This is a genomic window from Streptomyces sp. SID486, from assembly GCF_009865385.1.
Classification (GTDB): Bacteria; Actinomycetota; Actinomycetes; order Streptomycetales; family Streptomycetaceae; genus Streptomyces.
The window spans coordinates 80,637-106,388 of sequence record NZ_WWJT01000809.1 but is presented as its reverse complement, the minus strand read 5'-3'; the positions used below and the strand labels follow the sequence as shown (position 1 = coordinate 106,388).

The 25,752-nt window shown below is 71.5% G+C and carries 21 protein-coding genes and 1 tRNA gene; 13 read left to right on the top strand and 9 right to left on the bottom strand.

From position 1 onward, the window contains the following. Positions 1-10: 10 nt before the first annotated feature. The 6 genes from GT045_RS38635 (at position 11) to GT045_RS38610 (ending at position 7,589) form a co-directional block, all read left to right on the top strand. A complete protein-coding gene (locus tag GT045_RS38635) occupies positions 11-2,182 on the top strand; it encodes a copper resistance protein CopC (RefSeq protein WP_161337051.1) in 2,172 nt (723 codons plus the stop codon). An 8-nt stretch (positions 2,183-2,190) separates the two neighbouring features. Next, positions 2,191-3,480, top strand: a complete 1,290-nt coding sequence (efeB, locus tag GT045_RS38630) for an iron uptake transporter deferrochelatase/peroxidase subunit (protein WP_161337050.1) — start codon at positions 2,191-2,193, stop codon at positions 3,478-3,480. Between the two features lie 80 nt (positions 3,481-3,560). Then, complete coding sequence (gene pheA, locus GT045_RS38625) at positions 3,561-4,493, top strand: prephenate dehydratase (RefSeq protein WP_161290848.1); 933 nt, start codon at positions 3,561-3,563, stop codon at positions 4,491-4,493. A gap of 540 nt (positions 4,494-5,033) precedes the next feature. Beyond that, positions 5,034-6,350 carry a serine--tRNA ligase gene (gene serS / locus GT045_RS38620; protein ID WP_161290850.1) on the top strand — a complete coding sequence of 439 codons (1,317 nt, stop codon included), beginning with the start codon at positions 5,034-5,036 and terminating at the stop codon, positions 6,348-6,350. Next, entirely contained in the window at positions 6,347-7,147 is an 801-nt protein-coding gene (locus GT045_RS38615; protein ID WP_161290852.1) for an HAD family hydrolase, read from the top strand. Before serS ends, GT045_RS38615 begins: the two co-directional genes overlap by 4 nt. 40 nt (positions 7,148-7,187) lie before the next feature. After that, on the top strand, positions 7,188-7,589 hold the full coding sequence (locus GT045_RS38610) for a hypothetical protein (RefSeq protein WP_161337049.1): 402 nt from the start codon (positions 7,188-7,190) through the stop codon (positions 7,587-7,589). A gap of 122 nt (positions 7,590-7,711) precedes the next feature. Here GT045_RS38610 and GT045_RS38605 read toward each other — a convergent pair. The 6 genes from GT045_RS38605 to GT045_RS38580 form a co-directional block, all read right to left on the bottom strand. Further along, positions 7,712-7,798: transfer RNA gene (locus GT045_RS38605), tRNA-Ser, on the bottom strand. A gap of 291 nt (positions 7,799-8,089) precedes the next feature. Beyond that, positions 8,090-8,308, bottom strand: a complete 219-nt coding sequence (locus tag GT045_RS38600; RefSeq protein ID WP_161337048.1) for a hypothetical protein — start codon at positions 8,306-8,308, stop codon at positions 8,090-8,092. Positions 8,309-8,385: 77 nt separating this feature from the next. Further along, positions 8,386-9,105, bottom strand: coding sequence for an ABC transporter permease (locus GT045_RS38595; protein ID WP_161290858.1), 720 nt, complete (start codon positions 9,103-9,105; stop codon positions 8,386-8,388). An 11-nt stretch (positions 9,106-9,116) separates the two neighbouring features. Continuing rightward, on the bottom strand, positions 9,117-10,028 hold the full coding sequence (locus tag GT045_RS38590) for an ABC transporter ATP-binding protein (protein WP_161290860.1): 912 nt from the start codon (positions 10,026-10,028) through the stop codon (positions 9,117-9,119). Between the two features lie 52 nt (positions 10,029-10,080). Then, positions 10,081-10,989 carry an ABC transporter permease subunit gene (locus GT045_RS38585; RefSeq protein WP_161337047.1) on the bottom strand — a complete coding sequence of 303 codons (909 nt, stop codon included), beginning with the start codon at positions 10,987-10,989 and terminating at the stop codon, positions 10,081-10,083. Next, positions 10,979-11,944, bottom strand: coding sequence for an ABC transporter ATP-binding protein (locus GT045_RS38580; protein ID WP_161337061.1), 966 nt, complete (start codon positions 11,942-11,944; stop codon positions 10,979-10,981). Before GT045_RS38580 ends, GT045_RS38585 begins: the two co-directional genes overlap by 11 nt. A gap of 293 nt (positions 11,945-12,237) precedes the next feature. Between GT045_RS38580 and GT045_RS38575 the strand changes: the two genes are divergently transcribed. The 6 genes from GT045_RS38575 (at position 12,238) to GT045_RS38550 (ending at position 18,716) form a co-directional block, all read left to right on the top strand. Next, a complete protein-coding gene (locus GT045_RS38575) occupies positions 12,238-13,080 on the top strand; it encodes a M24 family metallopeptidase (protein ID WP_161290864.1) in 843 nt (280 codons plus the stop codon). After that, the gene (locus tag GT045_RS38570) at positions 13,077-14,831 is read left to right on the top strand and encodes an SDR family oxidoreductase (RefSeq protein WP_345942888.1); all 1,755 of its coding nucleotides are present in this window, start codon (positions 13,077-13,079) and stop codon (positions 14,829-14,831) included. The genes GT045_RS38575 and GT045_RS38570 overlap by 4 nt, the downstream gene beginning before the upstream one ends. Before the next feature lie 21 nt (positions 14,832-14,852). Beyond that, positions 14,853-15,800: a MerR family transcriptional regulator gene (locus GT045_RS38565; protein WP_161337046.1), complete on the top strand. Its 948-nt coding sequence runs from the start codon at positions 14,853-14,855 to the stop codon at positions 15,798-15,800. A gap of 121 nt (positions 15,801-15,921) precedes the next feature. After that, positions 15,922-16,470, top strand: coding sequence for an RNA 2'-phosphotransferase (locus GT045_RS38560; protein WP_161337045.1), 549 nt, complete (start codon positions 15,922-15,924; stop codon positions 16,468-16,470). A 335-nt stretch (positions 16,471-16,805) separates the two neighbouring features. Further along, on the top strand, positions 16,806-17,708 hold the full coding sequence (locus GT045_RS38555; RefSeq protein WP_202529513.1) for an LLM class flavin-dependent oxidoreductase: 903 nt from the start codon (positions 16,806-16,808) through the stop codon (positions 17,706-17,708). A 135-nt stretch (positions 17,709-17,843) separates the two neighbouring features. Next, positions 17,844-18,716 carry an HAD-IIB family hydrolase gene (locus GT045_RS38550; RefSeq protein WP_161290870.1) on the top strand — a complete coding sequence of 291 codons (873 nt, stop codon included), beginning with the start codon at positions 17,844-17,846 and terminating at the stop codon, positions 18,714-18,716. A 251-nt stretch (positions 18,717-18,967) separates the two neighbouring features. Here the strand turns inward: GT045_RS38550 and cydD are convergent, their stop codons facing one another. Genes cydD through GT045_RS38535 form a run of 3 tightly spaced genes read right to left on the bottom strand, consistent with a single transcriptional unit; the run spans position 18,968 to position 25,158 of the window. Further along, the gene (cydD, locus tag GT045_RS38545; RefSeq protein WP_161337044.1) at positions 18,968-22,555 is read right to left on the bottom strand and encodes a thiol reductant ABC exporter subunit CydD; all 3,588 of its coding nucleotides are present in this window, start codon (positions 22,553-22,555) and stop codon (positions 18,968-18,970) included. A gap of 59 nt (positions 22,556-22,614) precedes the next feature. After that, positions 22,615-23,634, bottom strand: a complete 1,020-nt coding sequence (cydB, locus tag GT045_RS38540; RefSeq protein ID WP_161289416.1) for a cytochrome d ubiquinol oxidase subunit II — start codon at positions 23,632-23,634, stop codon at positions 22,615-22,617. 15 nt (positions 23,635-23,649) lie between these two features. After that, on the bottom strand, positions 23,650-25,158 hold the full coding sequence (locus GT045_RS38535) for a cytochrome ubiquinol oxidase subunit I (RefSeq protein WP_161337043.1): 1,509 nt from the start codon (positions 25,156-25,158) through the stop codon (positions 23,650-23,652). 210 nt (positions 25,159-25,368) lie between these two features. Between GT045_RS38535 and GT045_RS38530 the strand changes: the two genes are divergently transcribed. Beyond that, positions 25,369-25,746, top strand: a complete 378-nt coding sequence (locus GT045_RS38530; RefSeq protein ID WP_161337042.1) for a cyclophilin-like fold protein — start codon at positions 25,369-25,371, stop codon at positions 25,744-25,746. The last annotated feature ends 6 nt before the right edge of the window (positions 25,747-25,752 follow it).

Genomic DNA, 25,752 nt, shown 5'->3' with positions numbered 1-25,752 from the left:
AGGGACCACCGTGACCCGGACCATCGCCCCCCGCCTGCGGACCCTGTTGCTGCTGTGCCTCGCCGTCACCGGCGCGCTGCTGGCGGGCGCCGGACCGGCCTCCGCCCATGCGGCACTGACCGGCAGCGACCCCGCGCAGGGGGTGGTGGTCGACAAGGCGCCCACCCAGGTGTCGCTCACCTTCTCCGAGAAGGTGGCCATGAGCGACGACTCCCTGCGCGTCCTCGACCCGCGCGGCAAGCCGGTCCAGACGGGCGGCCCCGCCAACGTCAGCGGCACGACGTACGCCGTGCAGCTCAAGAGCGGCCTGTCCAAGGGCACCTACACCGTCACCTACCAGGTCGTCTCGGCGGACAGCCACCCCGTCGCCGGTGCCTTCACCTTCTCCGTCGGGGCGCCCTCGCAGACCGTCGTCTCCGCCGGCGCACCGGCCGTGGGCGGCGGAGTCGTCGGCTGGCTCTACGCCGTCGGGCGGTACGTGTCGTACGCCGGCTTCATCGTGCTCGCCGGCGGCGCGGCCTTCGTGCTCGCCTGCTGGCAGCGCGGCGCCGGGGTACGAGCCCTGCAGCGGCTGGTCGTCGGCGGCTGGGTCGCGCTGACCGCGGCCACCCTGTGGCTGCTGCTCCTGCGCGGCTCGTACACCGGAACCGGCAGGCTCGCCGACGTCTTCGACCTCGACCTGCTCGGCCAGGTGCTGCAGACCAAGACCGGCGCCGCACTGGTCTCCCGGCTGCTGCTGCTCGCCGCGGCCGCGCTGTTCGTCGCCGTCCTCTTCGGGACCTACACCCGCCGTGAGGAGGGCACCGAGAAACGCGACCTGGCCTTCGGTCTCGCCGTCGGCGGTGTGGTCGTCGCGGCCGGGCTCGCCACCAGCTGGGCCATGGCCGAACATGCCTCCACCGGGCTCCAGCCGGGCATCGCCATGCCGGTGGACGTCGTCCACCTGCTCGCCGTCGCCGCCTGGCTGGGCGGCCTCACCGCCCTGCTGGTCGCGCTGTACCTGGCGCCCGCCGAGACCCCGGTCGAGGCCGCCGCCGTACGGCGGTTCTCCCGGCTGGCCCTGGGCTCCGTCCTCGCGCTCGTCGCCACCGGCGTCTACCAGTCCTGGCGCCAGCTCGGCTCCTGGTCGGCGTTCACCGGGACCCGCTACGGCCAGCTGCTGCTGGTCAAGATCGGGCTGGTGGCCCTGCTGACCGGCCTCGCGGTGGTGTCCCGGCGCTGGACGAACCGGCTCACGGACCGGGCCGTCACCGCCAAGGCCAAGAAGGCCCAGGCCCGGGCCCGGACGCAGGCCCAGCCCCGGACCGAGACCCAGAAGGAACAGGTGCCGGCCTCGAAGTCGCTGGGCAAGGGGTCCGGGAAGGGTGCCGCGAAGGGCGGGGTCAGCACCGCGAACGCCAAGGAGACCGGGAACGGAGAGAGCAGCACCGCGAACGGCAAGAGCGGCACCGCGAACAGCAAGGAAGCCGCGAACGGCAAGAGCGGCACGGGGAACGACCGGGTCGGCGCCGGGAACGGCAAGGAAGCCGCGAGCGGCAAGGGCAGCGCCGGGAACGGCCGGGTCGGCGCCGGGAACGGCAAGGGTTCCGGTTCCGGTGACTCCCAGCGCGCCGCCCAGCTCGCCCGGCAGCGCGCGGCCGTCGACGCCGCGCAGCGCAAGCGGCTGCGCGACGCCGACCCGAACCGTTTCGGGCTGCGCCGCTCGGTGCTCGCCGAAGCCGGTGTCGCCGTCGTCCTGCTCGCCGTCACCACCGCGCTCACCCAGACCGAGCCGGGCCGCACCGAGCAGGAGGCCAGGGCAGCCACCTCCACGTCGGCCGGCTCCGGTACGGCGGCCTCCGGTGCGCTCACCCTGGACATGCCGTTCGACACCGGCGGCACCGACGGCAAGGGCGTCGTCAGCATCGACCTGGACCCCGCGCGCGTGGGCGGCAACGAGATGCACGTGTACGTCCAGCGGCCCAACGGCCGGGCCTTCGACGTCCCGGAGGTGAAGGTCGCCTTCACCCTGGAGGCGAAGAAGATCGGCCCGCTGCCCGTGAACCCCGACCACATCACCACCGGTCACTGGTCCGCGAACGAAGTGCAGATCCCGATGGCCGGTGACTGGAAGGTCGCCGTCACGGTACGCACCTCCGACATCGACCAGGTGACCGTCTCCAAGAACGCGCAGATCGGCTGATCCACACCATGCCTGACCAGTCCACCCAGGAGACCCGTACGCCCGGCGCACCGGGCGCGCCGGGCGCGCGGCCCGCATCCGACCCGAGCGGCTTCTCCCGGCGTGCCCTGCTCGGCACCGCCGGCGCCACCGGGCTCGTGCTCGGCGCGGCCGGCGGGGCCGTGGGGTACACCGCCGCGCCCGCCGCCGCCACACCGCTGACCTCGGTGGGCTCCGGCCGGGCGATGTTTCACGGGAAACATCAGCCCGGTATCACCGAGGGGCTCCAGGCGAGCGGCCACCTCGTCGCCTTCGACCTGGCCCCGGGCGCCGGGCGCCGGGAGGCGGCGGCCCTGCTGCGCCGCTGGTCGGCGACGGCCGAGCGGCTGATGGCGGGGGAGACCGCCCCGCACGACGACACCGGCGTGGCCCGGGACGCCGGGCCGTCCTCGCTGACGGTCACCTTCGGCTTCGGACACGGTTTCTTCGGCCGGACCGGCCTGGAGAAGCAGCGGCCCGCGGCCCTCGACCCGCTGCCGCCGTTCTCCTCCGACCGGCTCGACAAGACCCGCAGCGACGGCGACCTGTGGGTGCAGATCGGCGCGGACGACGCCCTGGTCGCCTTCCACGCGCTGCGCGCGATCCAGAAGGACGCCGGCTCCGCCGCGCGGGTGCGCTGGCAGATGAACGGCTTCAACCGTGCTCCGGGCGCCACCGCCCGCCCCATGACGGCCCGCAACCTCATGGGCCAGCTCGACGGCACCCGCAACCCCAAGCCGGCCGACGCCGACTTCGACCAGCGGATCTTCGTGCCCGCCACCGGCGAACCGGCGTGGATGGCCAACGGCTCCTACGCCGTCGTCCGCCGCATCCGCATGCTCCTGGACGACTGGGAGAAGCTGTCGCTCACCGCCCAGGAACAGGTCATCGGGCGCCGCAAGTCCGACGGGGCGCCGCTGTCCGGCGGTGACGAGACGACCGAGATGGACCTGGACAAGGCGGATGCCGAGGGCGGCTACGTCGTCCCGCTCAACGCGCACGCCCGCATCACCCGACCCGACCGCAACGGCGGCGCGGCCATGCTGCGGCGTCCCTTCTCCTACCACGACGGCATCGACGCGGACGGCACACCCGACGCCGGTCTGCTCTTCGTCTGCTGGCAGGCGGACCCGCTGCGCGGCTTCGTCCCGGTGCAGCGCAAACTCGACCGGGGCGACGCCCTGTCGGCGTACATCCGGCACGAGGCGAGCGGCCTGTTCGCGGTGCCGGGCGGGGCGGCGGAGGGCGAATACGTGGGTCAGCGGCTCCTGGAGGGGTGAACCGGATCCAAACCACCCGGTCGGGTGGAAAACCTGAGACGCGGAGGACGGCTCCCCCTGCGGCCATTAGGGTGAGGGACATGCCAGCGAGCTACGCCTATCTCGGCCCGGAGGGCACCTTCACGGAGGTCGCCCTGCGCACGCTCCCGGAAGCTGCCACCCGGGAGCTGAACCCGTACGTCTCGGTGCAGTCCGCGCTGGACGCGGTCCGGACGGGCGAGGCCGAGGCCGCGTTCGTGCCGATCGAGAACTCCGTCGAGGGCGGCATCACCACGACCCTGGACGAGCTGGTCGCGGGCGAACCGCTGATGATCTACCGCGAGGTGCTGCTGTCGATCACCTTCGCGCTGCTGGTCCGCCCCGGCACGAAGCTCGCCGACATCAAGACGGTCTCCGCCCACCCCGCGGCCCAGCCGCAGGTGCGCAACTGGCTGCGCGGCCACCTCCCGGACGCCCTCTGGGAGTCGGCGGCCTCCAACGCGGACGCCGCCCGTCTCGTCCAGGAAGGCCGCTACGACGCCGCCTTCGCGGGCGAGTTCGCCGCCGCCCGGTACGGCCTGGAGGCGCTGGAGACCGGGATCCACGACGCGGAGAACGCGCAGACCCGGTTCGTGCTCGTCGGCCGCCCGGCCCGGCCGGCCGCGCCCACCGGTGCCGACAAGACCTCGGTGGTGCTGTGGCAGCGGGACGACCATCCCGGTGCCCTGCGCGATCTGCTCGGTGAGTTCGCCTCGCGCGGCATCAACCTCATGCTGCTCCAGTCCCGGCCGACCGGCGCCGGGATCGGCAACTACTGCTTCTGCGTCGACGCCGAGGGCCACATCTCCGACCGGCGGATGGCGGAGACGCTGATGGGCCTGCGACGGCTCTGTCTCCAGGTGCGTTTCCTCGGTTCCTATCCGCGCGCGGACATCACCCCGGGCGAGGCCCGGCCGATGCTGCCGGGGACGTCGGACGAGGAGTTCATGGCGGCGGCCGACTGGGTGGCGCGCTGCAGGGACGGCTGGGTCTAGCCGGTCGTACCTGCATACGAACGTTATCCACAGAAGTTTTCCACAGGTGCCCTTCTCGACCTGGGGACAAGTCGACAGGACCGGGTCATCGGGTCGACAAATCGCCCTGTACGGCCCCGCCGAGGCCATCAGCCCCTGAGTCACCCTTCGTCCACCCGTTTCCTTTGGTTCATCTTTTGGGGCGACCGTTTTCCACCCGAAAGTGGGTGTCGACTGGGTTTGACCCGGGAATTCTTCAGCCGGTCCGGACTTTCCGGAGTGATCAATTCCGGAGTCCACAGACCTTCCACACAGCCTGTGGATAACTCTTCGGAGGGTGTGGATCTCTGTGGACAACCGGTCCGCCAAATCCCCTTCCGCACAAGGGAATCAGGTCAACCGGGCACCCGGGACCTGCCCCGTCCCAGGGAGTGAGACGCTTTTCCCTTGACGCCGGGAACACGCTCGGCAATAACCGCATAACGGAACGTAAGCCACGAATCCCGACTCCCCGGAATAGTGATTCGGTGGCCGCCACCCCGCACCGGTAGCCTTGGCCTCGTGATTGACCTTCGCCTGCTCCGTGAGGACCCCGACCGTGTGCGCGCGTCGCAGCGCGCCCGTGGAGAGGACGTCGCGCTCGTCGACTCCCTCCTGTCTGCCGACGAGCGGCGCAGGTCCTCCGGCGTCCGCTTCGACGAGCTGCGCGCCGAGCAGAAGCAGCTCGGCAAGCTGATCCCCAAGGCCTCTCCCGACGAGAAGGCCGAGCTGCTCAAGCGTGCCGAGCAGCTGAAGGCCGACGTGAAGGCGGCCGACGCCGAGCGCGACGCGGCCGACGCCGAGACCCAGGAACTGCTGCTGCGCCTCGGCAACCTCGTCCACCCCGACGTGCCCGTCGGCGGCGAGGAGGACTTCGTCACGCTGGAGACGCACGGCACGATCCGCGACTTCGGCGCCGAGGGCTTCGAGCCCAAGGACCACCTGGAGCTGGGCCAGCTGCTCGGCGCGATCGACGTCGAACGCGGTGCCAAGGTCTCCGGCTCCCGCTTCTACTTCCTCACCGGCGTCGGCGCCCTGCTGGAGCTCGCCCTGGTCAACGCGGCGATCGCCCAGGCCACCGCGGCCGGCTTCACGCCGATGCTGACGCCCGCCCTGGTCCGCCCGGGGTCCATGGCCGGCACCGGCTTCCTCGGCCAGGCCGCCCAGGACGTCTACCACCTCGACAAGGACGACCTCTACCTGGTCGGCACCTCCGAGGTCCCGCTGGCGGCCTACCACATGGACGAGATCATCGACGCGGACAAGCTGCCGCTGCGCTACGCGGGCTTCTCCCCGTGCTTCCGCCGCGAGGCCGGTTCGCACGGCAAGGACACGCGAGGCATCTTCCGCGTGCACCAGTTCGACAAGGTCGAGATGTTCTCGTACGTCGCTCCCGAGGACTCGCAGGCCGAGCACCAGCGCCTGCTGGCATGGGAGAAGCAGTGGCTGGAGTCGCTGGAGCTGCCCTTCCGGGTGATCGACGTCGCCTCCGGTGACCTCGGCTCCTCGGCCGCCCGCAAGTTCGACTGCGAGGCGTGGATCCCGACCCAGGGCAAGTACCGCGAGCTGACCTCGACCTCGGACTGCACCGAGTTCCAGTCCCGTCGGCTGTCCATCCGGGTCCGCGAGAAGTCCGGCGGTGGCGACGCGGCCTCCGGCCGGGCGACGGGCGGGCAGGTCAGGCCGCTGGCCACGCTCAACGGCACCCTGTGCGCCGTACCGCGCACGATCGTGGCGATCCTGGAGAACCACCAGCTGGCCGACGGCTCCGTCCGGGTCCCCGAGGTGCTGCGCCCGTACCTGGGCGGCCGCGAGGTCCTGGAGCCGATCGCCAAGTGACCGGGTTCCCCTACCGGCTGATCGCCACCGACCTCGACGGCACGCTGCTGCGCTCCGACGAGTCGGTCTCCCAGCGCACCCGTGACGCGCTCGCCGCGGCCACCGCGGCGGGCGCCGCGCACATCGTCGTCACCGGCCGCGCGGTCCCGTGGACCCGGCACGTCCTGGACGACCTCGGCTACGACGGCCTCGCCGTGTGCGGCCAGGGCGCCCAGGTCTACGACGCCGGGAGCCACCGCCTGCTGACCTCGGTCACCCTGGACCGGCAGCTGGCAGGCGTTGCCCTGGCCAAGATCGAGGCCGAGGTGGGTCCGCTGTACCTGGCGGCCAGCCGCGACGGCCTCGACGGCGAGGTGCTGGTGGGCCCCGGCTACGCGGTCACCGGCAGGCTGCCCGCGACGCCGTTCACGGACGCCGCCGACCTGTGGACGGCGCCCCTCAACAAGATCTACATACAGCACCCGACGATGGGCGACGACGAGCTGGCGGAGGCGGCCCGGCAGGCGGCCGGCGGCTTCGTCACGGTGGCCATGGCGGGCGAGGGCGTCGTGGAGCTGCTCCCGCTCGGGCTGTCCAAGGCCACGGGCCTGTCCCTGGCGGCCCGCCGCCTGGGCCTGAAGGCCGCCGACACGATCGCCTTCGGCGACATGCCCAACGACATCCCGATGTTCGGCTGGGCGGCCCACGGTGTGGCCATGGCCAACGCCCACGAGGAGCTGCGTGCGGTGGCCGACGAGGTGACGTCCTCGAACGAGGACGACGGCATCGCGGTGGTGCTGGAGCGGTTGCTGGGCTGAACGCACCGGCCGTCCACGGAGGTTGATACGTTGGGCGGCCATGCGATCACGTGATTACGACCTCGACTTCCGCGACCGCTCGTCCCGCATACGTGCCTGGGGGATCGGGCTGCTGGCCGTGGCGGGGCTGCTGTGGACCTGGTGCGCCGTCCTGCTGCTCACGCCGTACGAGGCGGACCGTGAGGAGGGGGACCGGTACCCCGCCCAGTGCGAGTCCCGCCTGCTGACGGACCGTGGCACCGCCAACGAGGGCGTCCGCAAGGGTGACTACTGCGCGAACGAACGCGACTGGCCGGAGGTGCTGGCGGTCCTCGGCCTGTCCGTCCCAGTGTCACTCGCCGGCGCGGTCCTCTTCACGACGGGCACGGTGAACCGCATGATGAGCGCCCACGCGGAGGCGATGCGGGAACTGGACAAGATCGCCGACGCCCGGGCGGCCTGACCGCCGCCACGGAGGGCGGTCGTCGCGCGGGGTGGTGCGGGGAGTCGCGCGCGGTCGGTGCGGGGTGGTGCGGGGGTCGCGCCCCGGTCCCGCGGGATGCCGGGCCTGGTGGCGTCGTCTTGCGGAGGATGCACGAATCGAACGTGCGCGGGCTTTGAGACCCGACCATGGCTTAGCAAGCCAGTGCCTTACCACTCGGCCAATCCTCCGGGTGGGCGGCCCACGCGAGAGCGACATCGCGTGCTCGAAGCGGCCGCCCCGGGCAGCTCCCGTGGCATCACGGAGAGGTAATGAGTCTCTCCGGAGCCGGCCTCGGGCTGCCCTGTCGGGAGCCGGGCGTACTGCCGTGCATCGACATCGCCCACCTCCACTCCCGGTACGCGGCGCCGGGACGGTCCCGGCGGACGGGGCACAACCACTCTGCCTTCCCGCCGAGTTGCCCGCCACCGAATAAAGCCGCCATCGAGCGGAGGCGGGCCGCCACCGGTGGGCGGGTGACGCTAACGGCGGCGCCACCGTCGTCTGCGTGCCTTGCTGAAGAACCATCCCGCCGGCGGCTCGTCGGAGCGCCAGGGCTCCGGCTGCGGCTCCTCGGCCCGCCAGCGGGCGGCGAGCATCCGGGCCCGGGCGGACGGTTCGCGGGACCCGGCGGAGCGTATGAACTCCTCGTCGAGGACGATCCCGTCCCACTCGTCGGCGGGCAGCGCCTCGTCAGCCATGTCCGTGCCTCCCAGCAGTACGTCCCTGGAACCAGGGTGCCCTGACGGAGGTGAAGGCCCCGTCAGGGCGGTGCCGGCTACTCCTCGCCCGCCAGCGTCAGCGAGCGCAGCTTCTGGCCGGCGTACCAGGTGGCCAGGACCGTGACCACCACCAGCAGGACGGTGGCCGTCGGCAGGCTCACGTCCGAGGTCACCAGGTCCCCGCCGGTGACCTTGTGGGCGACGGCGAGCGACCACTGCTGGATGCTCAGCGTGCGCGCGCCCGGCACCAGGGAGCCGAACAGCGCCTCCCAGACCAGGGCGTAGACGAGCCCGAAGACCACCGCGTGCCGGGAGACCGTGCCCAGCAGCAGGAAGACCGCCGAGTAGGCGATGGAGGAGATCAGCGCGGCGACCGTGTAGGCGACCGCGATCTGCTGGCCGTTGCCGTTCAGGACGAGGCCCGCGATCAGGGTCGGCACCGCCGAGAAGGCCATGGTCACGGCGATGGCGACGATCAGCTTGGTGAGGATGATCGTGGGCCGCTTGAGCGGCTTGGACAGCAGGTAGACGACGGAGCCGTCGTCGATCTCCGGGCCGATCGCGCCCGTGCCGGCGATGACACCGATGATCGGCACCATGGTGGCGAGCGCGAAGCCGCCGAGGACGTCTGCCGCCGTCTGGTCGTCGGCCCCGGTCAGGCCGCGTACGGCAACGGAGATCACGATCAGCAGCAGCGGCAGCGCGCCGAGGATGAGGGCCCGGCGGCGGCCGAGCAAGGCTCGGTAGGTGAGCCGGGCGACGGTGGGGTCGTACATCTTTCGGCCTCCTACGCCGCGACGAGATACGAGAAGACGGACTCCAGGGACTCGTCGGACGGCGAGACCGTGAGCAGCCGGATGCCGTGGTCCCGGGCGACCTTCGGCAGCAGCGCGGTGAAGCGGCCGAAGTCCACGGCCTGGATGCGCAGGGCGCCCTCGGCGTGGTCGACCTCGATGCCGGCCGTCGACGGGTCGGCGATCAGTGCCGCCGCGAGGGCGCGGTCGTCGCTGGAGCGCACCAGGTAGCGGTGCGGACGGTCGGTCATCAGGCGGCGGATTCTGCGGAAGTCACCGCTGGCCGCGTGCCGTCCGGCGACGACGACCTCGATGTGCCGGGCGAGCTGTTCGACCTCTTCGAGGATGTGCGAGGAGAACAGCACCGTGCGGCCCTCGTCGCCCATCTTCCGCAGCAGGTCCATCAGTTGCATGCGCTGGCGCGGGTCCATGCCGTTGAACGGCTCGTCCAGCAACAGCAGCGACGGGTCGTGCACGAGGGCGCTCGCCATCTTCACGCGCTGCCGCATGCCCTTGGAGTATGTGGCGATCTTCCGGTCCTGTGCGTACTCCATCTCCACCGTGGCCAGGGCGCGCTGGGCGGCCTTGTCCCCGAGGCCGTGCAGCTCCGCGTTGGCCACGACGAACTCGCGGCCGGTGAGGAAGTCGTACATCGCCTCCCGCTCGGGGACGATGCCGATGTGCCGGTAGATCGTCTCGTTGCGCCACACGGGCTGTCCGTCGAGGGTGACGGTGCCGGTGGAGGGGGCGAGGAAGCCGCCCATCATGTTGATCAGGGTGGACTTCCCGGCGCCGTTGGGGCCGAGCAGACCGGTGACCCCGGGGCCGATGGTCATGGTGATGTCGTTGACGGCGACGACGTTGCCGAACCAGCGCGAGACGTGGTCGATGGTGAGAGTGCTCATGGGCGCGGCCCGTTCCTTGGAAGGGTGGAGGCGGGAGACGGACTGGGCTCGGTCACAGGCCGACCTTCCGGTAGCGGCGGACCAGCAGGGCGTAGCAGGCGGCGATCAGGCCCAGGACGAACACGGCGTAGACCACGCCCTCGCCGCTGGACGGGCCGGCCTGTCCGGGGAAGGCCGAGCTGCCGCCGAGGAAGGCCGACTGGACGCCGTCGATCAGCGTGATCGGTGAGAACAGGCCGATCCACGGGACGGCGTCACCGCTGCCCTGGACGTCGGCGATGGCCTGAAGGGTGGAGACCGCGCCGTAGGAGATGGTCAGCACGGCGATCACGGCGGCGATACCGAACCCGCGGCGCGGGGTGACGGCCGCGATGACCAGGCCGATTCCGGCGAAGAGCAGCGAGAGCAGGGCCACGGAGACCAGTCCCTGGGCGAATTCCTCGGTCTGGTGGGCGAAGCCCATCTTGGACAGGAGCGCGCCCACGTACATCACGAGCAGGGGGGCGGCGGTGAGGACGAACAGTGCCGAGGCGAGTGCCGCGAACTTGGCGCGGACGTAGTCGGCGGTCTCGATGGGCCGCGAGAAGTACAGCGGCACCGTCTTGAAGCGCAGGTCCCGCGAGACGGCCTGCGGTGCCTGGGAGGCGACGTACAGGCTGATCACGGCCTGCATGATGATCGCGTACCGGGTGTAGGACACCGGCAGTTCGTGCGCCTTGGTGGCGACGGCGACGGCGACCATGATGGCGGCGGGCACGCACATCACCGCGAACAGCAGCATCGGCAGCACCTTGGACTTCACCGAGCGGCCGAGGCCGTAGGCGCCGCGCAGGGACTGCGAGTACAGCGAGCGGCGGGCGTACGCGCGGCCGAGGCGGGGGCCGTCGTAGCCGCGGTAGCCGATGTCGTGGATGCGGGACTGGTCGCCGGTGGGCGTTGCCAGGGGATGCTCAACCGCCATGGCCGACGGCCTCCTTCCGCTGTTCGTCGTTGCTGATGAACACCTCGGAGATGCGGTGCCGGCGCTGTTCCATGCGCACCAGGCCGAGGCCGAGGTCGGCGACCACGTCCCGGACGAGGTCGTACGTCTCCTCGCCCGTGGCGGTCAGCAGCAGGATGTGTCCGGCGCCGGGCAGACCGCCGGGCTCCGCGTGCGTGGTCGCACCGCGCGCGTGGAGCGCGTCGCGGACGGCGCGGGTGCCGTCCGGGTGCGCGTCGCTGTCGGTGACCTCGATCGCGAGAGTGGTCGTGGTCTGGGTGAAGTCCGTGGTGGAGCTGGAGCGCAGGAGCTTGCCGCCGTCGACCACGACGACGTGGTCGCAGGTGCGTTCCAGCTCGCCCAGCAGATGGGAGGTGACCAGGACCGAGATGCCGAAGTCGGTGTGGATGCGGCGGATCAGGCCGAGCATCTCGTCGCGGCCGACCGGGTCGAGGCCGTTGGTCGGCTCGTCCAGGAAGACCAGCTTCGGGTCGTGCACCAGGGCCTGGGCCAGCTTCACGCGCTGCTTCATACCGGTCGAGTAGCCGCCGATGGGGCGGTAGCGCTCCTCGTACAGACCGACATGGCGCAGGGTGTCGGCGGTCCGTTCGCGGGCGGCGGCGGGCGGCAGGCCGGACATCCGGGCCATGTGCACGACGAACTCGGTGGCCGAGACGTCGGGCGGCAGGCAGTCGTGCTCCGGCATGTACCCGACCCGCTCGCGGATGGCGGCGCCCTTGGTGGCGACGTCGAGGCCGAGCACCTCGGCCCGGCCTTCCGTCGCGGGGGACAGCCCCAGCAAGATCTTGATCAGGGTGGACTTGCCGGCGCCGTTGGCTCCGACGAGTCCGGTCACACCGGGCCCGATGTCCACGGACAGCCGGTCGAGCGCGGTCACCCGGGGGAACCGCTTGCTCAGGCTTTCGGTCGCGATCACAGTCACGCCTCCGACGGTAGTGATCCGGACCACGTCCGTCGTCAGACCTCAGAGCCGTTTCCTCGTCAGCCCCAGGTATTACGGGGCCCTAGGGGGCGCCCACCCAAGGGTGGTCCGCGAGCGTCGGGCGGCCGTCGTCCACAGCCCTCGACCCGGCCTATTGACGCCGCCTCTAACAACTGTCACATTCACCAGTGTCAAGTTACGGACGCGTACCGCGGTCGGCCGGGCGGGTCGACGGGACAGGTCGCCGGCGCGACGGACGAGTCGTCGAGGCGACGGGACGGGACGGCATGACGACGGCAGTGAGCAGCGAACTGACCGCGGAACTGCGGGGGTTCGGACGGGTGCAGCGCCTCGCCTACGAGTGCGCGGAGGCGGTCGCGGCACGCCTGCAGCCGGGCGTGACCGAGCGCGAGGCGGCGCGGATGCAGCGGGAGTGGCTGCGCGAGCGCGGGGTGCGGGACTGGTTCCATCTCCCCTTCGCGTGGTTCGGCGACCGCACGGCGTTCGTGAACTTCCGCGTTCCGCTCCAGTTCTTCCCGACCGGCCGCGCCCTGGAACCGGGGATGCCGTTCATCCTCGACATGGCACCGGTGTACGAGGGGTACACCGCGGACATCGGGTACTCGGGCTCGCTGGGCGTGAACCCGGTGCAGGACCGGCTGATGGCCGATCTGGAGGCGCACCGGGAACTGATCCTGCGCGAGGTGCGCGAGCGGCGCCCGCTGCGGGAGATCTACCAGGACGTGGACCGGCTGATGGTCCGCCAGGGCTACGCCAACCGGCACCGGGCCTACCCGTTCGGGGTGATCGCCCACAAGGTGGACCGGGTGCGGGAGCGCCGCTGGTCACCCCGTCTGTTCGGGTTCGGCACGCAGTCCCTGAAGGGGCTCGCCGCCGACGTGCTGCACGGCCACCGCGACGGCTGGTCGCCGCTGTGGTCGCCGTACCGCTTCTCGGATCACCCGCCGCAGCCCGGGCTGTGGGCGGTCGAGCCGCACCTCGGCTTCCGGGGCACGGGCGCGAAGTTCGAGGAGATCCTGGTGGTCACCGACTCGCGGGACCCCGGGGAGAGTGCGTTCTGGCTGGACGACGACCTGCCGCACGTGCGGCGCTGGGCGGAGGAGAAGTGACACTGGAAGGCGCGCGTGAGCGCTGGGTGCGCACCGGCGGGGTCGAGCTGTGCGTGGCCGAGCTGGGCGATCCGGAACAGCCGACGGTCGTCCTGGTGCACGGCTACCCGGACAGCAAGGAGGTCTGGTCGGAGGTCGCGGCCCGGCTCGCCGACCGCTTCCACGTGGTCCTCTACGACGTCCGGGGCCACGGCCGCTCCACGGCCCCGCAGCCGCTGCGCGGGGGGTTCACGCTCGCCAAGCTCACGGACGACTTCCTGGCCGTCGTGGACGAGGTCAGCCCGGACCGGCCGGTGCATCTCGTCGGGCACGACTGGGGCTCGGTGCAGTCCTGGGAGTTCGTCACGGTGGGCCGCACGGAGGGCCGTATCGCCTCCTTCACCTCGATCTCCGGGCCCTGCCTGGACCACTTCGGGCACTGGATCGGCGCGCGCGTGAAGCGCCCGACGCCCCGCCGGGTGGGCCAGCTCCTCGGCCAGGGCGCGAAGTCCTGGTACGTCTACCTCCTGCACACGCCGGCCCTGCCGGAGCTGGCCTGGCGCGGTCCGCTCGGCAAGCGCTGGCCGAGGATCCTGGAGCGGGTCGAGCGGGTCCCCGGCGGGGACTACCCGACCGGGTCCCTCCCCTCCGACGCGGCGCACGGTGCCTGGCTGTATCGGGACAACGTCCGCGCGCGCCTGCGCAGGCCGCGTCCCGACGCGTACGCACACGCGCCCGTGCAGCTCATCACGCCCCAGGAGGACGCCTTCCTCTCGGAGCGGCTGTACGACGACCTGGACCGGTGGGTGCCCCAGCTGACCCGCCGCACGCTTCCGGCGAAGCACTGGGTTCCGCGCACCCGTCCCGACCAGGTCGCCGCCTGGATCGAGGAGTTCGTCACCACCGTGGCGGGCGGCCGGCCCGCCCCGGCCCCCACCGGCCGCCATGCCGACCGGTTCGCCGGGCAGCTGGTGCTGGTCACCGGCGCGGGCAGCGGCATCGGACGGGCGACGGCGTTCGCCTTCGCCGAGGCCGGAGCCCGGGTGATCGCCGTCGACCGCGACGCCGAGGCCGCGGCCCGCACCGCCGAGCTGTCCCGGCTGGCCGGCGCGCCGCAGTCCTGGGCCGAGCCGGCCGACGTCTCCGACGAACAGGCGATGGAGAAGCTCGCCGAGAAGGTCCACCACGAGTACGGCGTGCTGGACGTGCTGGTCAACAACGCGGGCATCGGCGTGTCGGGGTCCTTCTTCGCCACGACGACGGACGACTGGCGCAGGGTGCTGGACGTGAACCTGTGGGGGGTGATCCACGGCTGCCGCCTCTTCGGGGCGCGCATGGCCGAGCGCGGCCAGGGCGGCCACATCGTCAACACGGCCTCGGCGGCGGCGTACCAGCCCTCCCGTGCCCTGCCTGCCTACAGCACCTCGAAAGCCGCCGTGCTGATGCTCTCCGAGTGCCTGCGCGCCGAACTGGCTTCCCAGGGCATCGGTGTCACGGCGGTCTGCCCGGGCTTGGTCAACACCAACATCACCTCCACGACCCGCTTCACCGGGGTCGACGAGGCGGAGGAGCGGCGCCGGCAGCAGCGCAGCGCCCGCCTGTACGGACTGCGCAACTATCCGCCGGAGAAGGTGGCCGACGCGATCCTGGACGCGGTGGCCCGGAACACGGCGGTGGCCCCGGTGACCGCGGAGGCCAGGGGCGCCCACCTGCTGTCCCGCTGGGCACCGGGGCTGCTGCGGAGGATCGCCCGGGTCGAGCCCAGGTGGTGAGGCGGCGGAGGGGAGTTGACCATGTCCGGCCCCGCGGCCCGGAATGACTACCGCATCGAGGACCTCGCCCACCTCACCCGCACCACGGTCAGGACCATCCGCGCCTACCAGGACCGCGGTCTCCTCCCCCGCCCCGAGCGCCGGGGCCGCGCCAACCTCTACTCCGACGCCCACGTCGCCCGCCTGCACCAGATCGCCCACCTCCTCGACCGCGGCCACACCCTGGCCTCGATCAAGGAGGTCCTGGACGCCTGGGACACCGGGCGCGGCCTGGCCGGCATCCTCGGCCTGGTCGCCGAGGTGGAGGGCCCCTGGACGGACGAGCGGCCCGACCGCGTCACCCGTTCCGAACTGGACGCCCGCTTCGGCGGCACGTCCGACGACGACGCCGTGGCCGAGGCGGTCGACCTCGGTGTGCTGGAGCCGGTCGCCGGTGACCCGGACACCTTCCTCGTACCGAGCCCCCAAGAACTGTCGGTGGCGGCCGAGTTGCATGCCGCAGGGGTCCCGCTCGGCGCGATCTCGGACCACCTGCGGGAGTTGAGGGGGCAGGTGGAACACATCGCCGCCCGTTTCCTGGAGTTCACCACGGAGTACGTGTTCGCGCGCTACCTGTCCGACCCGGGCCACCGCACGGACGCCCATGCCGCCGAGGCAGCCGCTCTCGTGCGCCGCCTGCGCCCGCTCGCCCAGCAGACGGTGGAGGCGGAACTGGGCCGTGCGATGCGGGCGTTGGCCACGAGGCAGCTGCGCAGACATCTCGCGGCACCGCAACCGCCCGAGACGGCCGACGGCACTCGCACCGTGCGCATGCCCGCCGACACGATCGCCGCCGTGGAAAGGCTCGTCGGACGGGATCGCGTTCCGGACTTCATCACACTGGCGGCCGAACGGGAGGTGAGAGCACGGGCTTTGGACGACATGGCAGCAACGCCGTTTTCCCATACAGATGTTCATGAAATACCTTGAAGGGCATCATGGTTGTCCACAACTTCGCCAATTGGTCTGTGGATAAACCCAGTTGGCTGTGGATCAAACATCGGGACAAAAACAAGCTGCGTGATCCGTGTCTCTCCCACACGCTGGACCCATGGACGAACGACGTACCGTGAAGGTGTCCAAATACCTCTCCAGACACCTGCGCCACCAACCCGAGCGCATCGGGCTCACACCGGATCACGGCGGCTGGGTGGAGATCGACACGCTGATCGGCGCGGCCGCCGCACACGGCTTCCGGTTCACGCGCGACGAACTGGACCACGTGGTCGCCACGAACGACAAACAGCGCTTCGTGATCGACGGCGACAGGATCCGCGCCAGTCAGGGACACAGCATCGAGGTCGACCTCGGTCTGCCCCCGACACCCCCGCCCCCGCACCTCTACCACGGGACGGTCACCCCGAACCTGGCCGCTGTCCGGGCTGAGGGTCTGCTCCCCATGACCCGGCACGCCGTCCACCTCTCCGCGGACCGGGAGACCGCCACCCGCGTCGGCGCACGCCGGGGCCGCCCGGTGGTGCTCACCGTCGACTCCGGCGCCATGCACCGCGACGGTCACGTGTTCCACGTCAGCGCCAACGGTGTCTGGCTCACAGCCGCCGTACCGCCGCGCTACCTGAGCTTTCCGGACCCGTCCTGACCAGCACTCACCGGTGGCGCCCCTGGGCACCGCACGGCGACGACCCCGGCAGCGCCCGCCCCGGCCCCGAGCAGCGCACGGTGACCCCAGCCCCCTGCCCCGAGCACCGCACGGCGACCCCACTCACTCCCTGCCCCGGCCCCGAGCGCCGGACGGCGAACCCAGCACCGCCCCCCTGCCCGAGCGCCGGACGGCGGACGCATCCCCCTCGCGCCCTGGGGTGCCGGGCTGCGGCCCCCTCCCTCCTCACCCCGTAGCGCTCACGCCGCGGCGCCGGACGGACGCTCACGGTGACCCTTTCGTCCCTGGCCGGCCGGCCGCTTACGCTCGGACGCATGAGTCTGCGTCTGAGCACCGTGATCCTTCCGTACCGCCGCTGGCACGAAGGCGCCCGTGCGGCCTGGGAGCGCGCCGAACAGCTCGGTTTCCACACGGCGTACACCTACGACCACCTCTCGTGGCGCAGCTTCCGTGACGGCCCCTGGTTCGGCGCGATCCCCACGCTGACGGCGGCAGCGGCGGCGACCGAGCGGCTGCGCCTGGGCACCCTGGTCACCTCACCGAACTTCCGCCACCCGGTGACCCTCGCCAAGGAGCTGATCTCCCTGGACGACATCTCCGGCGGCCGGGTCACCCTCGGCATCGGCGCCGGAGGCACCGGTTTCGACGCGACCGCCCTCGGCCAGGACCCCTGGACCCCGCGCGAGCGCGCCGACCGCTTCGCCGAGTTCGTGCCCTTGCTCGACCGGCTGCTCACCGAGGACACGGTGACCCACGAGGGGCGGTACTACTCGGCGTACGAGGCCCGCGACATCCCCGGGTGTGTGCAGCGCCCCCGGCTGCCGTTCGCGGTGGCGGCCACCGGCCCCCGCGGGCTGAAGCTCGCCGCGCGGTACGGCCAGGCATGGGTGACCACCGGTGACCCCAAGCTGTACGAGACGGGCACGCCGGAGCAGTCCGTCGACGCCCTGCGCGGCCAGATCGGCAAGCTCTCCGAGGCGTGCGAGGGAGCCGGGCGGGACATCGCCGAACTGGACAAGGTCCTGCTCACCGGCTTCACCCCGGACCGCGGCCGGCCACAGGCGTCCCTGGACGCCTTCGTGGACTTCGCCGGACGCCACCGCGATCTGGGCTTCACCGAGATCGTCGTCCACTGGCCCATCCCGGACTCCGACTTCGCCGCGGACGAGAAGGTCTTCGAGCGGATCGCCATGGAGGCCCCGGCCCAGCTGGCCTGAGCGGCCCGGACGGCCGGGGTGAAGCGAGGAGGCGAGGAGGTCGGCTCCGCGCGGCCGGCGACCTGAGGCATCGACTGCGTCTCATCTGTGCGGACCGCCGCACGACCGTGCGGACGCCTGCGCGAGAATGACCGGGTGACCTCAGCGACCAGACAGCCCGGGACCCCTGCCGCCGCCCAGCCCGCGCGGCTGATCGCCACCGACCTCGACGGCACATTGCTGCGCGACGACAAGTCGGTCTCCGCGCGGACCGTCGCGGCCCTGGCCGCCGCCGAGGAGGCCGGGATCGAGGTCTTCTTCGTCACCGGCCGGCCGGCCCGCTGGATGGACGTGGTCAGTGACCACGTCCACGGCCACGGCCTGGCGATCTGCGGCAACGGCGCCGCCGTGGTCGACCTGCACGGCGGTCCCGGCGCCCACCGGTTCGTCAAGGTCCGCGAGCTGGCCCGGGAGAACGCCCTGGACGCCGTGCGCCTGCTGCGCGACGCGGCCCCCGGCACGGTGTTCGCCGTCGAGCAGACGTACGGCTTCCACCAGGAGCCGGACTACCCCAAGCTGCACATGGAGATACCCGACCACCTCCGGCCGGCGGAGGAACTGCTCGCGCCCGACGGTCCGGACGCCGACCAGCCCGTACTGAAGATCCTCGCCTACCACCCCTCCCTCGACCCCGACGCGTTCCTCACCCTGGCCCGCCTGGCGATCGGCGACCATGCCAACGTCACCCGCTCCAGCCCCAGCGCCCTGCTGGAGCTCAGCGGCCCCGGCGTCTCCAAGGCCAGCACCCTCGCCCTGTGCTGCGCCGAGCGCGGCATCTCGCACGAGGAGGTCGTGGCCTTCGGTGACATGCCCAACGACGTCGAGATGCTGACCTGGGCCGGCCGGTCGTACGCGATGGGCAACGCCCACCCGGACGTCATCGCCGCCGCGTCGGGCCGGACGGTCGCCAACAACGATGACGGTGTGGCCGTGGTGATCGAACAACTTCTCGCGGACCGCGCGCCGTAGCCGCCCGGCCCGGGTGTCACCCGAGGGAGCGCTGGAGTTCCTCTCCGTGGGACGCCCCCGACCCGCGGAGGGTGCCTCCGACCCGACCCGTGGGGTCCCCCGGCCCGTCCCATGGGGTCCCCCCGACCTGCGGGAGTGCCCCCGACCCGCGGAGGGTGCCTCCGGCCCGTCCCGTGGGGCCCCCCGACCCGTCCCATGGGGTCCCCCCGACCTGCGGGAGTGCCCCCGGCCTGCGGGGGTTACCCCACGGTTCACCGCGCCCCGACCAGCGTCTCCGTCTCGGTCTCCCGCCGCGCCATCTCCCGCAGCGGCCCGTCCTCGGCCACCAGCCGCTCGTACGGCCCCCGCTGCACCACTCGCCCCGCATCGAGCACGATCACCTCGTCCACCGCGTCGAGCCCCGCGAGCCGGTGGGTGATCAGCAGCGTGGTCCGGCCCTCGGTGGCGGCCAGCAGGTCTGCGGTCAGGGCGTCCGCCGTCGGCAGGTCCAGGTGCTCGGCGGGCTCGTCCAGGACCAGCACCGGGAAGCCGGCCAGCAGCGCACGGGCCAACGCCAGCCGTTGCCGCTGCCCGCCGGACAGGCGTGCCCCGTGCTCGCCGACGAGCGTGTCCAGGCCGTCGGGCAGCGAGTCCACCCAGTGCAGCAGCCTGGCCCGGGCCAGCGCGTCGCGCAGGTCCGCCTCGGTGGCGTCCTTCCGGGCCAGCAGCAGGTTCTCGCGCACCGAACTGTCGAAGAGGTGCGCGTCCTGCGCGCACAGCCCGACGAGCCGCCGCACGTCGTCCCCCGCCAGCGCGCGGGCGTCCACGCCGGCGAGGGTGTAGGTGCCCGCCACCGGATCCAGGAACCGCAGCAACACCTGGGCGAGGGTCGTCTTGCCCGAACCGGACACCCCCACGACGGCGATGCGGCGCCCCTGCTCCAGGGTCAGGTCAAACCCGGCGAGCGCCTCCCGCCGCTGCCCCGCATGGCGGGCGTCCACACCCTTGACGACCACGGGGAACGGCGAGGACGGCGCCCGTCGGGGCGACTCGGGCTCACGCACCGGCTCGGCGGCGTCCAGCACCTCGTACACACGCTCCGCGCTGCGCCGGACCCGCTGCCGGTACCGCACGGCCAGGGGCAGCCCGAGTACGGCCTCGAAGGCGGCCAGCGGAGTCAGGACGACCACGGCCATCGCGACGCCGTCCAGCCGGCCGGCCGCCACCGCCTCTGCCCCCAGCATCGCGGTGACCACGACGGTCAGCCCGGAGAGCAGCGCGGTGAGCCCGTCGCCGAGACCGGTGACGGCGGCGGAGCGGGCGGCGGTCCGGGTGAGGGTGGCGTCGGCGCGCCGGGCCGCGTCGGTACGGGCCGACAGCGCACCGGCGACGGTCAGCTCGGCGGTCCCGGTGAGCAGATCGGTCACGCGGGTGGCGAGCACCCCCCTGGCGGGCGCCAGCCGTCGCTCGGTCCGCCGGGCCGCGGTGGCCGTCACCAGCGGCACGCCGACCCCGGTCGCCAGCAGGCCCGCGGCGAGGGCGGCACCGGCCCCGGGCAGCAGCCAGGCCGTGAAGCCGACGGACGCCGCGGAGACCGCGAGGGCGACTCCGGCGGGCAGCAGCCAGCGCAGCCAGTAGTCCTGGAAGGCGTCCACGTCCGTGACCAGCCGGGTGAGCAGATCACCGCGCCGGGCGCCGCGCAGTCCCGCGGGGGCGAGGCGTTCCAGACGCCGGTACACCGCGACGCGGGTGTCGGCGAGCATCCTCAGGACGGCGTCGTGCGACACCAGTCGTTCGGCATACCGAAAGACGGCCCGCCCGATCCCGAAGGCCCGGGTCGCGGTCACGGCCACCATCAGATAGAGCACCGGCGGCTGCTGCGAGGCACGCGAGATGAGCCACCCGGAGGTCGCCATCAGCCCGACGGCACTGCCCAGCGCCAGACCGCCCAGCGCCAGGGCTCCCACCAGCCGCCCACGCGATCCGCCACCAAGCCCCCGGACCCGCCCCAGCACCCGCCGGGACCTACCCGTCCCCCCTTGCATCCGGCCCGGCCGTTCCCCGCCCGGTCCACCGCTCCGAGCCCCGGCCACCTCACGGGTGATCCCACCGGACCGGGCCCCCGATGCCTCACCACTCGGTCCACCGGGCCGGGCGACGGGCGGGCGGGGGCCGGGGCCCAGGGGGAGTGCCCCGGACGGCCACGCGTCCCCCACGTGCCCCTCGAGCTCCGCCCCCTCCAGCCGTACCACCCGGTCGGCCACCCCCAGCAACGCGGGCCGATGCACGACGAGCAGCACCGTGCGCCCGGCGGCGAGCCTCCGCACCGCAGCCACGACCTCCCCCTCCGTCGCCCCGTCCAACGCAGCCGTCGGCTCGTCCAGCAACAGCACGGGCCGATCCGCGAGAAACGCCCGAGCCAGCGCCAACCGCTGTCGCTGCCCCGCCGACAGCCCCGCCCCGTCCTCGCCTAGGACGGTGTCGGCGCCTTCCGGCAACGCCTCCACGAACTCCAGCGCACCCGCATCCCGCAGAGCCCGGCGTACGGCGCCGTCATCGGCCTCGGGCCGGGCGAGCCGTACGTTCTCCGCGATGCTTCCGGCGAACAGGTGCGGCCGCTGCGGCACCCAGGCGACGCGCGAGCGCCACTCGACCAGATCGAGACCGGCGAGGTCGGCTCCCCCGATCCGCACCCGCCCCTCGGTGGGCCGCACGAACCCCAGCAACACGCTCAGCAGCGTCGACTTGCCCGCCCCGCTCGGCCCGACCAGTGCGACGGTCTCACCAGGTGCGACGCTGAACGACACCCCGTTCACCGCGTCCACGGAACGCCCCGGATAGCGGACGCCGACCCCTTCGAAGCTCACGGCCCCCGCAGGCACCGCACCCGTACCGGCCTCGGGCACCGCCGTCTCCAGCACCGAGAAGATCTCCTCCGCCGCGGCAAGGCCCTCCGCCGCCGCGTGGTACTGCGCGCCCACCTGCCGCAACGGCAGATACGCCTCCGGCGCCAGCACCAGGATCACCAGGCCGATGTACAGGTCCATGTCGCCGTGGACCAGCCGCATCCCGATCGTCACCGCGACCAGCGCGACCGACAGCGTGGCCAGCAGCTCCAGCGCGAACGAGGAGAGGAAGGCGATGCGCAACGTCCGCATGGTCGCCTGCCGGTACTCGCCGGTGATCCGGCGGATGGACTCGGCCTGTGCCTTGGCCCGGCCGAACACCTTGAGCGTGGGCAGTCCCGCGACCACGTCCAGGAAATGACCCGACAGCCGGGACAGCAACCGCCACTGGCGGTCCATCCGGGACTGCGTCGCCCAGCCGATCAGCATCATGAAGAGCGGAATCAGCGGCAGGGTGCCGACGATGATCGCCGCCGACACCCAGTCCTCGGTGACGATCCGCGCCAGCACCGCCACCGGCACGACGACGGCAAGCCCCAGTTGCGGGAGGTAGCGCGAGAAGTAGTCGTCCAGGGCGTCCACCCCGCGCGTGGCCAGCGTGACCAGCGAACCGGTGCGCTGTCCGCTCAGCCACCCGGGACCGAGCGCCACCGCCCGGTCCAGCAGCCGCCCGCGCAGCTCCGACTTCACGGCCGCGCTCGCGCGATGCGCGGCGAGTTCCGTGAGCCACGCGACCATCGATCGCCCCACCGCCACGGCGGCCAGCAGGAGCAGGGGGGTGCGCAGGCCGGCGGCCGACTGCCCGTGCTGGAAGGCTCCGACGACGATCTCGGCGACAAGCATCGCCTGGGCGATGACCAGCCCTGCACCGACGGCCCCCAGGCCGACGACGGCCACGAGGAAGAGTCGGGTGGCCCGGGCGTAGCGCAGAAGGCGGGGGTCGATTGGTTTCACGTGAAACATGCCCTTCCGTACGGAGGGTGCGTTTCACGTGAAACACACCCTCCGCGGACTCAGTGCGCGGCGCCGGCGGCAGCGTCAGCAGCGATGTGCTGCGTGCCGATCCGCTTGCGGAAGACCCAGTAGGTCCAGCCCTGGTAGAGCAGGACGAGAGGTGTGGCGATCGCCGCCAGCCACGTCATGATCTTCAGGGTGTACGGGCTCGACGAGGCGTTGGTGACCGTCAGACTCCAGTCCCCGTTCAGGGTGGACGGCATGACGTTCGGGAAGAGCGAGAGGAAGAACATCGCCACCACGGCCACGATCGTGACGCCGGACAGCGCGAACGACCATCCCTCCCGCCCCGCCTGGTTCGCCACCAAGGCGGCCACGAGCGCTACGACAGCGGCGATCAGGGCCACCAGGCTCTTGCCGTTCCCGGTGTCGGCCTGGGTCCACAGCAGGAACGCGAGCGCCACACCGGCCGCGACCAGGCCGACCCACCGGGCCAGTCGCCGCGCCCGCACCCGGATGTCACCGACGGTCTTGAGTGCCGTGAACACCGCCCCGTGGAAGGTGAACAGCGTCAGCGTCACCAGGCCGCCGAGCACGGCGTACGGGTTGAGCAGGTCCCAGACGGTGCCGACGTACTCGAAGTTCCGGTCGATCTTCACGCCGCGCACGATGTTCCCGAAGGCCACGCCCCACAGGAACGCCGGGAGCAGCGAGGTCCAGAAGATCGCGGTCTCCCAGTTGCGCTGCCAGTTCTCCTCCGGCCGCTTGGCCCGGTACTCGAAGGCGACGCCCCGGACGATCAGACAGACCAGGATGAGCAGCAGCGGCAGGTAGAAGCCGGAGAAGAGGGTGGCGTACCACTCCGGGAAGGCGGCGAAGGTCGCGCCGCCCGCGGTGAGCAACCACACCTCGTTGCCGTCCCAGACCGGGCCGATGGTGTTGATCAGCACCCGGCGCTCGGGCCGGTCCCGGGCCAGCAGTTTGGTGAGGATGCCGACTCCGAAGTCGAAACCCTCCAGGAAGAAGTAGCCCGTCCACAGGACGGCGATCAGGACGAACCAGACGTCGTGAAGTTCCATGACTGTTCCCCCGGCCTAGTACGAGAAGGCCATCGGCTTGTCGGCGTCACGTGTGTCGCCGCCGATCTTCGTGGGCGGGTTGAGGTCGGCTTCGGTCAGCTCGGGCGGACCGGCCTTGACGTACTTCGCGAGCAGCTTGACCTCGACCACGGCGAGGATCGCGTACAACGCGGTGAAGACGGCCATCGAGGTGAGGACCTCGCCCTGGGAGACACCGGGGGAGACCGCGTCCCGGGTCTGCAGGACGCCGTAGACGACCCACGGCTGGCGGCCCATCTCGGTGAAGATCCAGCCCCAGGAGTTGGCGATCAGCGGGAAGGCCATGGTCCAGGTCGCGATGCGCCAGTACCAGGGGGTGAGCTGCGGGCTGAGCGCCTTGTTCTTGAACAGCACCAGGTGCGGTACCTCGTCGTCGCCGACCCTCAGGTGCTGCGGGAGCATGAACTTCTTGCGGGTCAGCCAGAGTCCGGCCAGGCCGATGGCGAAGGAGGCCATGCCGAAACCGATCATCCAGCGGAAGCCCCAGAAGGCCACGGGGATGTTGGGCCGGTAGTCGCCGGGCCCGAACTTCTGCTGCTCGGCCTTGTTGACGTCGTTGATGCCGGGGACGTAGGAGTTGAAGTTGTCGTCGGCGAGGAAGGACAGCACGCCGGGTATCTCGATGGCCACACTGTTGTGCCCCTTCTCCACATCGCCGTAGGCGAAGATCGAGAACGGGGCCGGCTTCTGGCCGTCCCACAGTGCTTCGGCAGCGGCCATCTTCATCGGCTGCTGCTTGAACATGACCTTGCCGAGAGTGTCGCCGCTGATCGCGGTGAGCATGCCGGCGATGACCACGGTGATCAGCCCGAGCCGCAGCGAGGTCTTCATCTCGCGGATGTGCTTCTTGCGGGCCAGGTGGTAGGCGGAGATGCCCACCATGAAGGCACCGCCGGTGAGGAAGGCCGCGGCAAGGGTGTGGAATGCCTGGCTGAGAGCCGTGTTCTGGGTCAGCACGGCCCAGAAGTCGGTCAGCTCGGCCCGTCCCCTCGCTTTGTCGATCTTGTAGCCGACCGGGTGCTGCATCCAGGAGTTGGCCGCGAGGATGAAGTAGGCCGACAGGATCGTGCCGATCGAGACCATCCAGATGCACGCCAGGTGGATCTTCTTGGGCAGCTTGTCCCAGCCGAAGATCCACAGGCCGATGAACGTGGACTCGAAGAAGAACGCGATCAACGCCTCGAAGGCGAGCGGCGCACCGAAGATGTCACCGACGAAGCGCGAGTAGTCCGACCAGTTCATGCCGAACTGGAACTCCTGCACGATGCCGGTGACCACACCCATCGCGATGTTGATCAGGAAGAGCTTGCCCCAGAACTTCGTCGCTCTGAGGTACTTCTCCTTCTCCGTGCGCACCCAGGCCGTCTGGAGCCCGGCCGTGAGTGCGGCCAGGGAGATCGTCAGCGGGACGAACAGGAAGTGGTAGACGGTGGTGATGCCGAACTGCCAGCGCGCCAGTGTTTCCGGCGCCAAAGCCAGGTCCACGTCGTCACTCTCCTTACTACGCCGTGGTACAGCGGCGGTTTGCCCCCTTTGTCAGGCACATACAGGGAGCAAACGGGACGCGCTTGTGAACGCGTTCACATTCACAAGCCATTATGACGCACTGATTTTCGGCCGTCGAAGGGGGGTCCCCCCTTCGCCTTCACGTCAAGACCTTGGCAGCGACTTCAACATCTTGTTGAATTGCGCGCCATGCAGATACGCATTTCCTGGCCCGCCGGCCACCTCACCGCGACCCTCGACGCGACCACTCCGACCTCGCAGGCCCTCGCCAAAGCGCTGCCGCTCGTCTCGACCGCGAGCATATGGGGCGAAGAGGTGTATTTCGACACAGGCATCTCCGTTTCACGTGAAACGGACGAACGTCAGGTCGTGGAACCAGGCACGGTGGCCTTCTGGACGGACGGCGACGCGCTCGCCCTCCCCTACGGCCCCACGCCGATCTCGCGAGGCTCCGAATGCCGCCTCGCGAGTCCCTGCAATGTCCTCGGCAGCGTGGACGGGGACGCCCGCCTCCTGGCGACCGTGCGGGCCGGCGACCCCGTCCGGGTGGAGCTGATCGAGGAGTAGCGCTCC

Bases quoted from the DNA above. Each gene is read 5' to 3' on its own strand.
- GT045_RS38560 (WP_161337045.1), top strand. From the start codon at position 15,922: ATGGACGAACGACGTACCGTGAAGGTGTCCAAATACCTCTCCAGACAC.
- GT045_RS38590 (WP_161290860.1), bottom strand. From the start codon at position 10,028: ATGAGCACTCTCACCATCGACCACGTCTCGCGCTGGTTCGGCAACGTC.
- GT045_RS38565 (WP_161337046.1), top strand. From the start codon at position 14,853: ATGTCCGGCCCCGCGGCCCGGAATGACTACCGCATCGAGGACCTCGCC.
- GT045_RS38610 (WP_161337049.1), top strand. From the start codon at position 7,188: ATGCGATCACGTGATTACGACCTCGACTTCCGCGACCGCTCGTCCCGC.
- pheA (WP_161290848.1), top strand. From the start codon at position 3,561: ATGCCAGCGAGCTACGCCTATCTCGGCCCGGAGGGCACCTTCACGGAG.
- GT045_RS38595 (WP_161290858.1), bottom strand. From the start codon at position 9,105: ATGTACGACCCCACCGTCGCCCGGCTCACCTACCGAGCCTTGCTCGGC.
- GT045_RS38575 (WP_161290864.1), top strand. From the start codon at position 12,238: ATGACGACGGCAGTGAGCAGCGAACTGACCGCGGAACTGCGGGGGTTC.
- GT045_RS38585 (WP_161337047.1), bottom strand. From the start codon at position 10,989: ATGGCGGTTGAGCATCCCCTGGCAACGCCCACCGGCGACCAGTCCCGC.
- GT045_RS38600 (WP_161337048.1), bottom strand. From the start codon at position 8,308: ATGGCTGACGAGGCGCTGCCCGCCGACGAGTGGGACGGGATCGTCCTC.
- GT045_RS38530 (WP_161337042.1), top strand. From the start codon at position 25,369: ATGCAGATACGCATTTCCTGGCCCGCCGGCCACCTCACCGCGACCCTC.
- efeB (WP_161337050.1), top strand. From the start codon at position 2,191: ATGCCTGACCAGTCCACCCAGGAGACCCGTACGCCCGGCGCACCGGGC.
- cydB (WP_161289416.1), bottom strand. From the start codon at position 23,634: ATGGAACTTCACGACGTCTGGTTCGTCCTGATCGCCGTCCTGTGGACG.
- GT045_RS38555 (WP_202529513.1), top strand. From the start codon at position 16,806: ATGAGTCTGCGTCTGAGCACCGTGATCCTTCCGTACCGCCGCTGGCAC.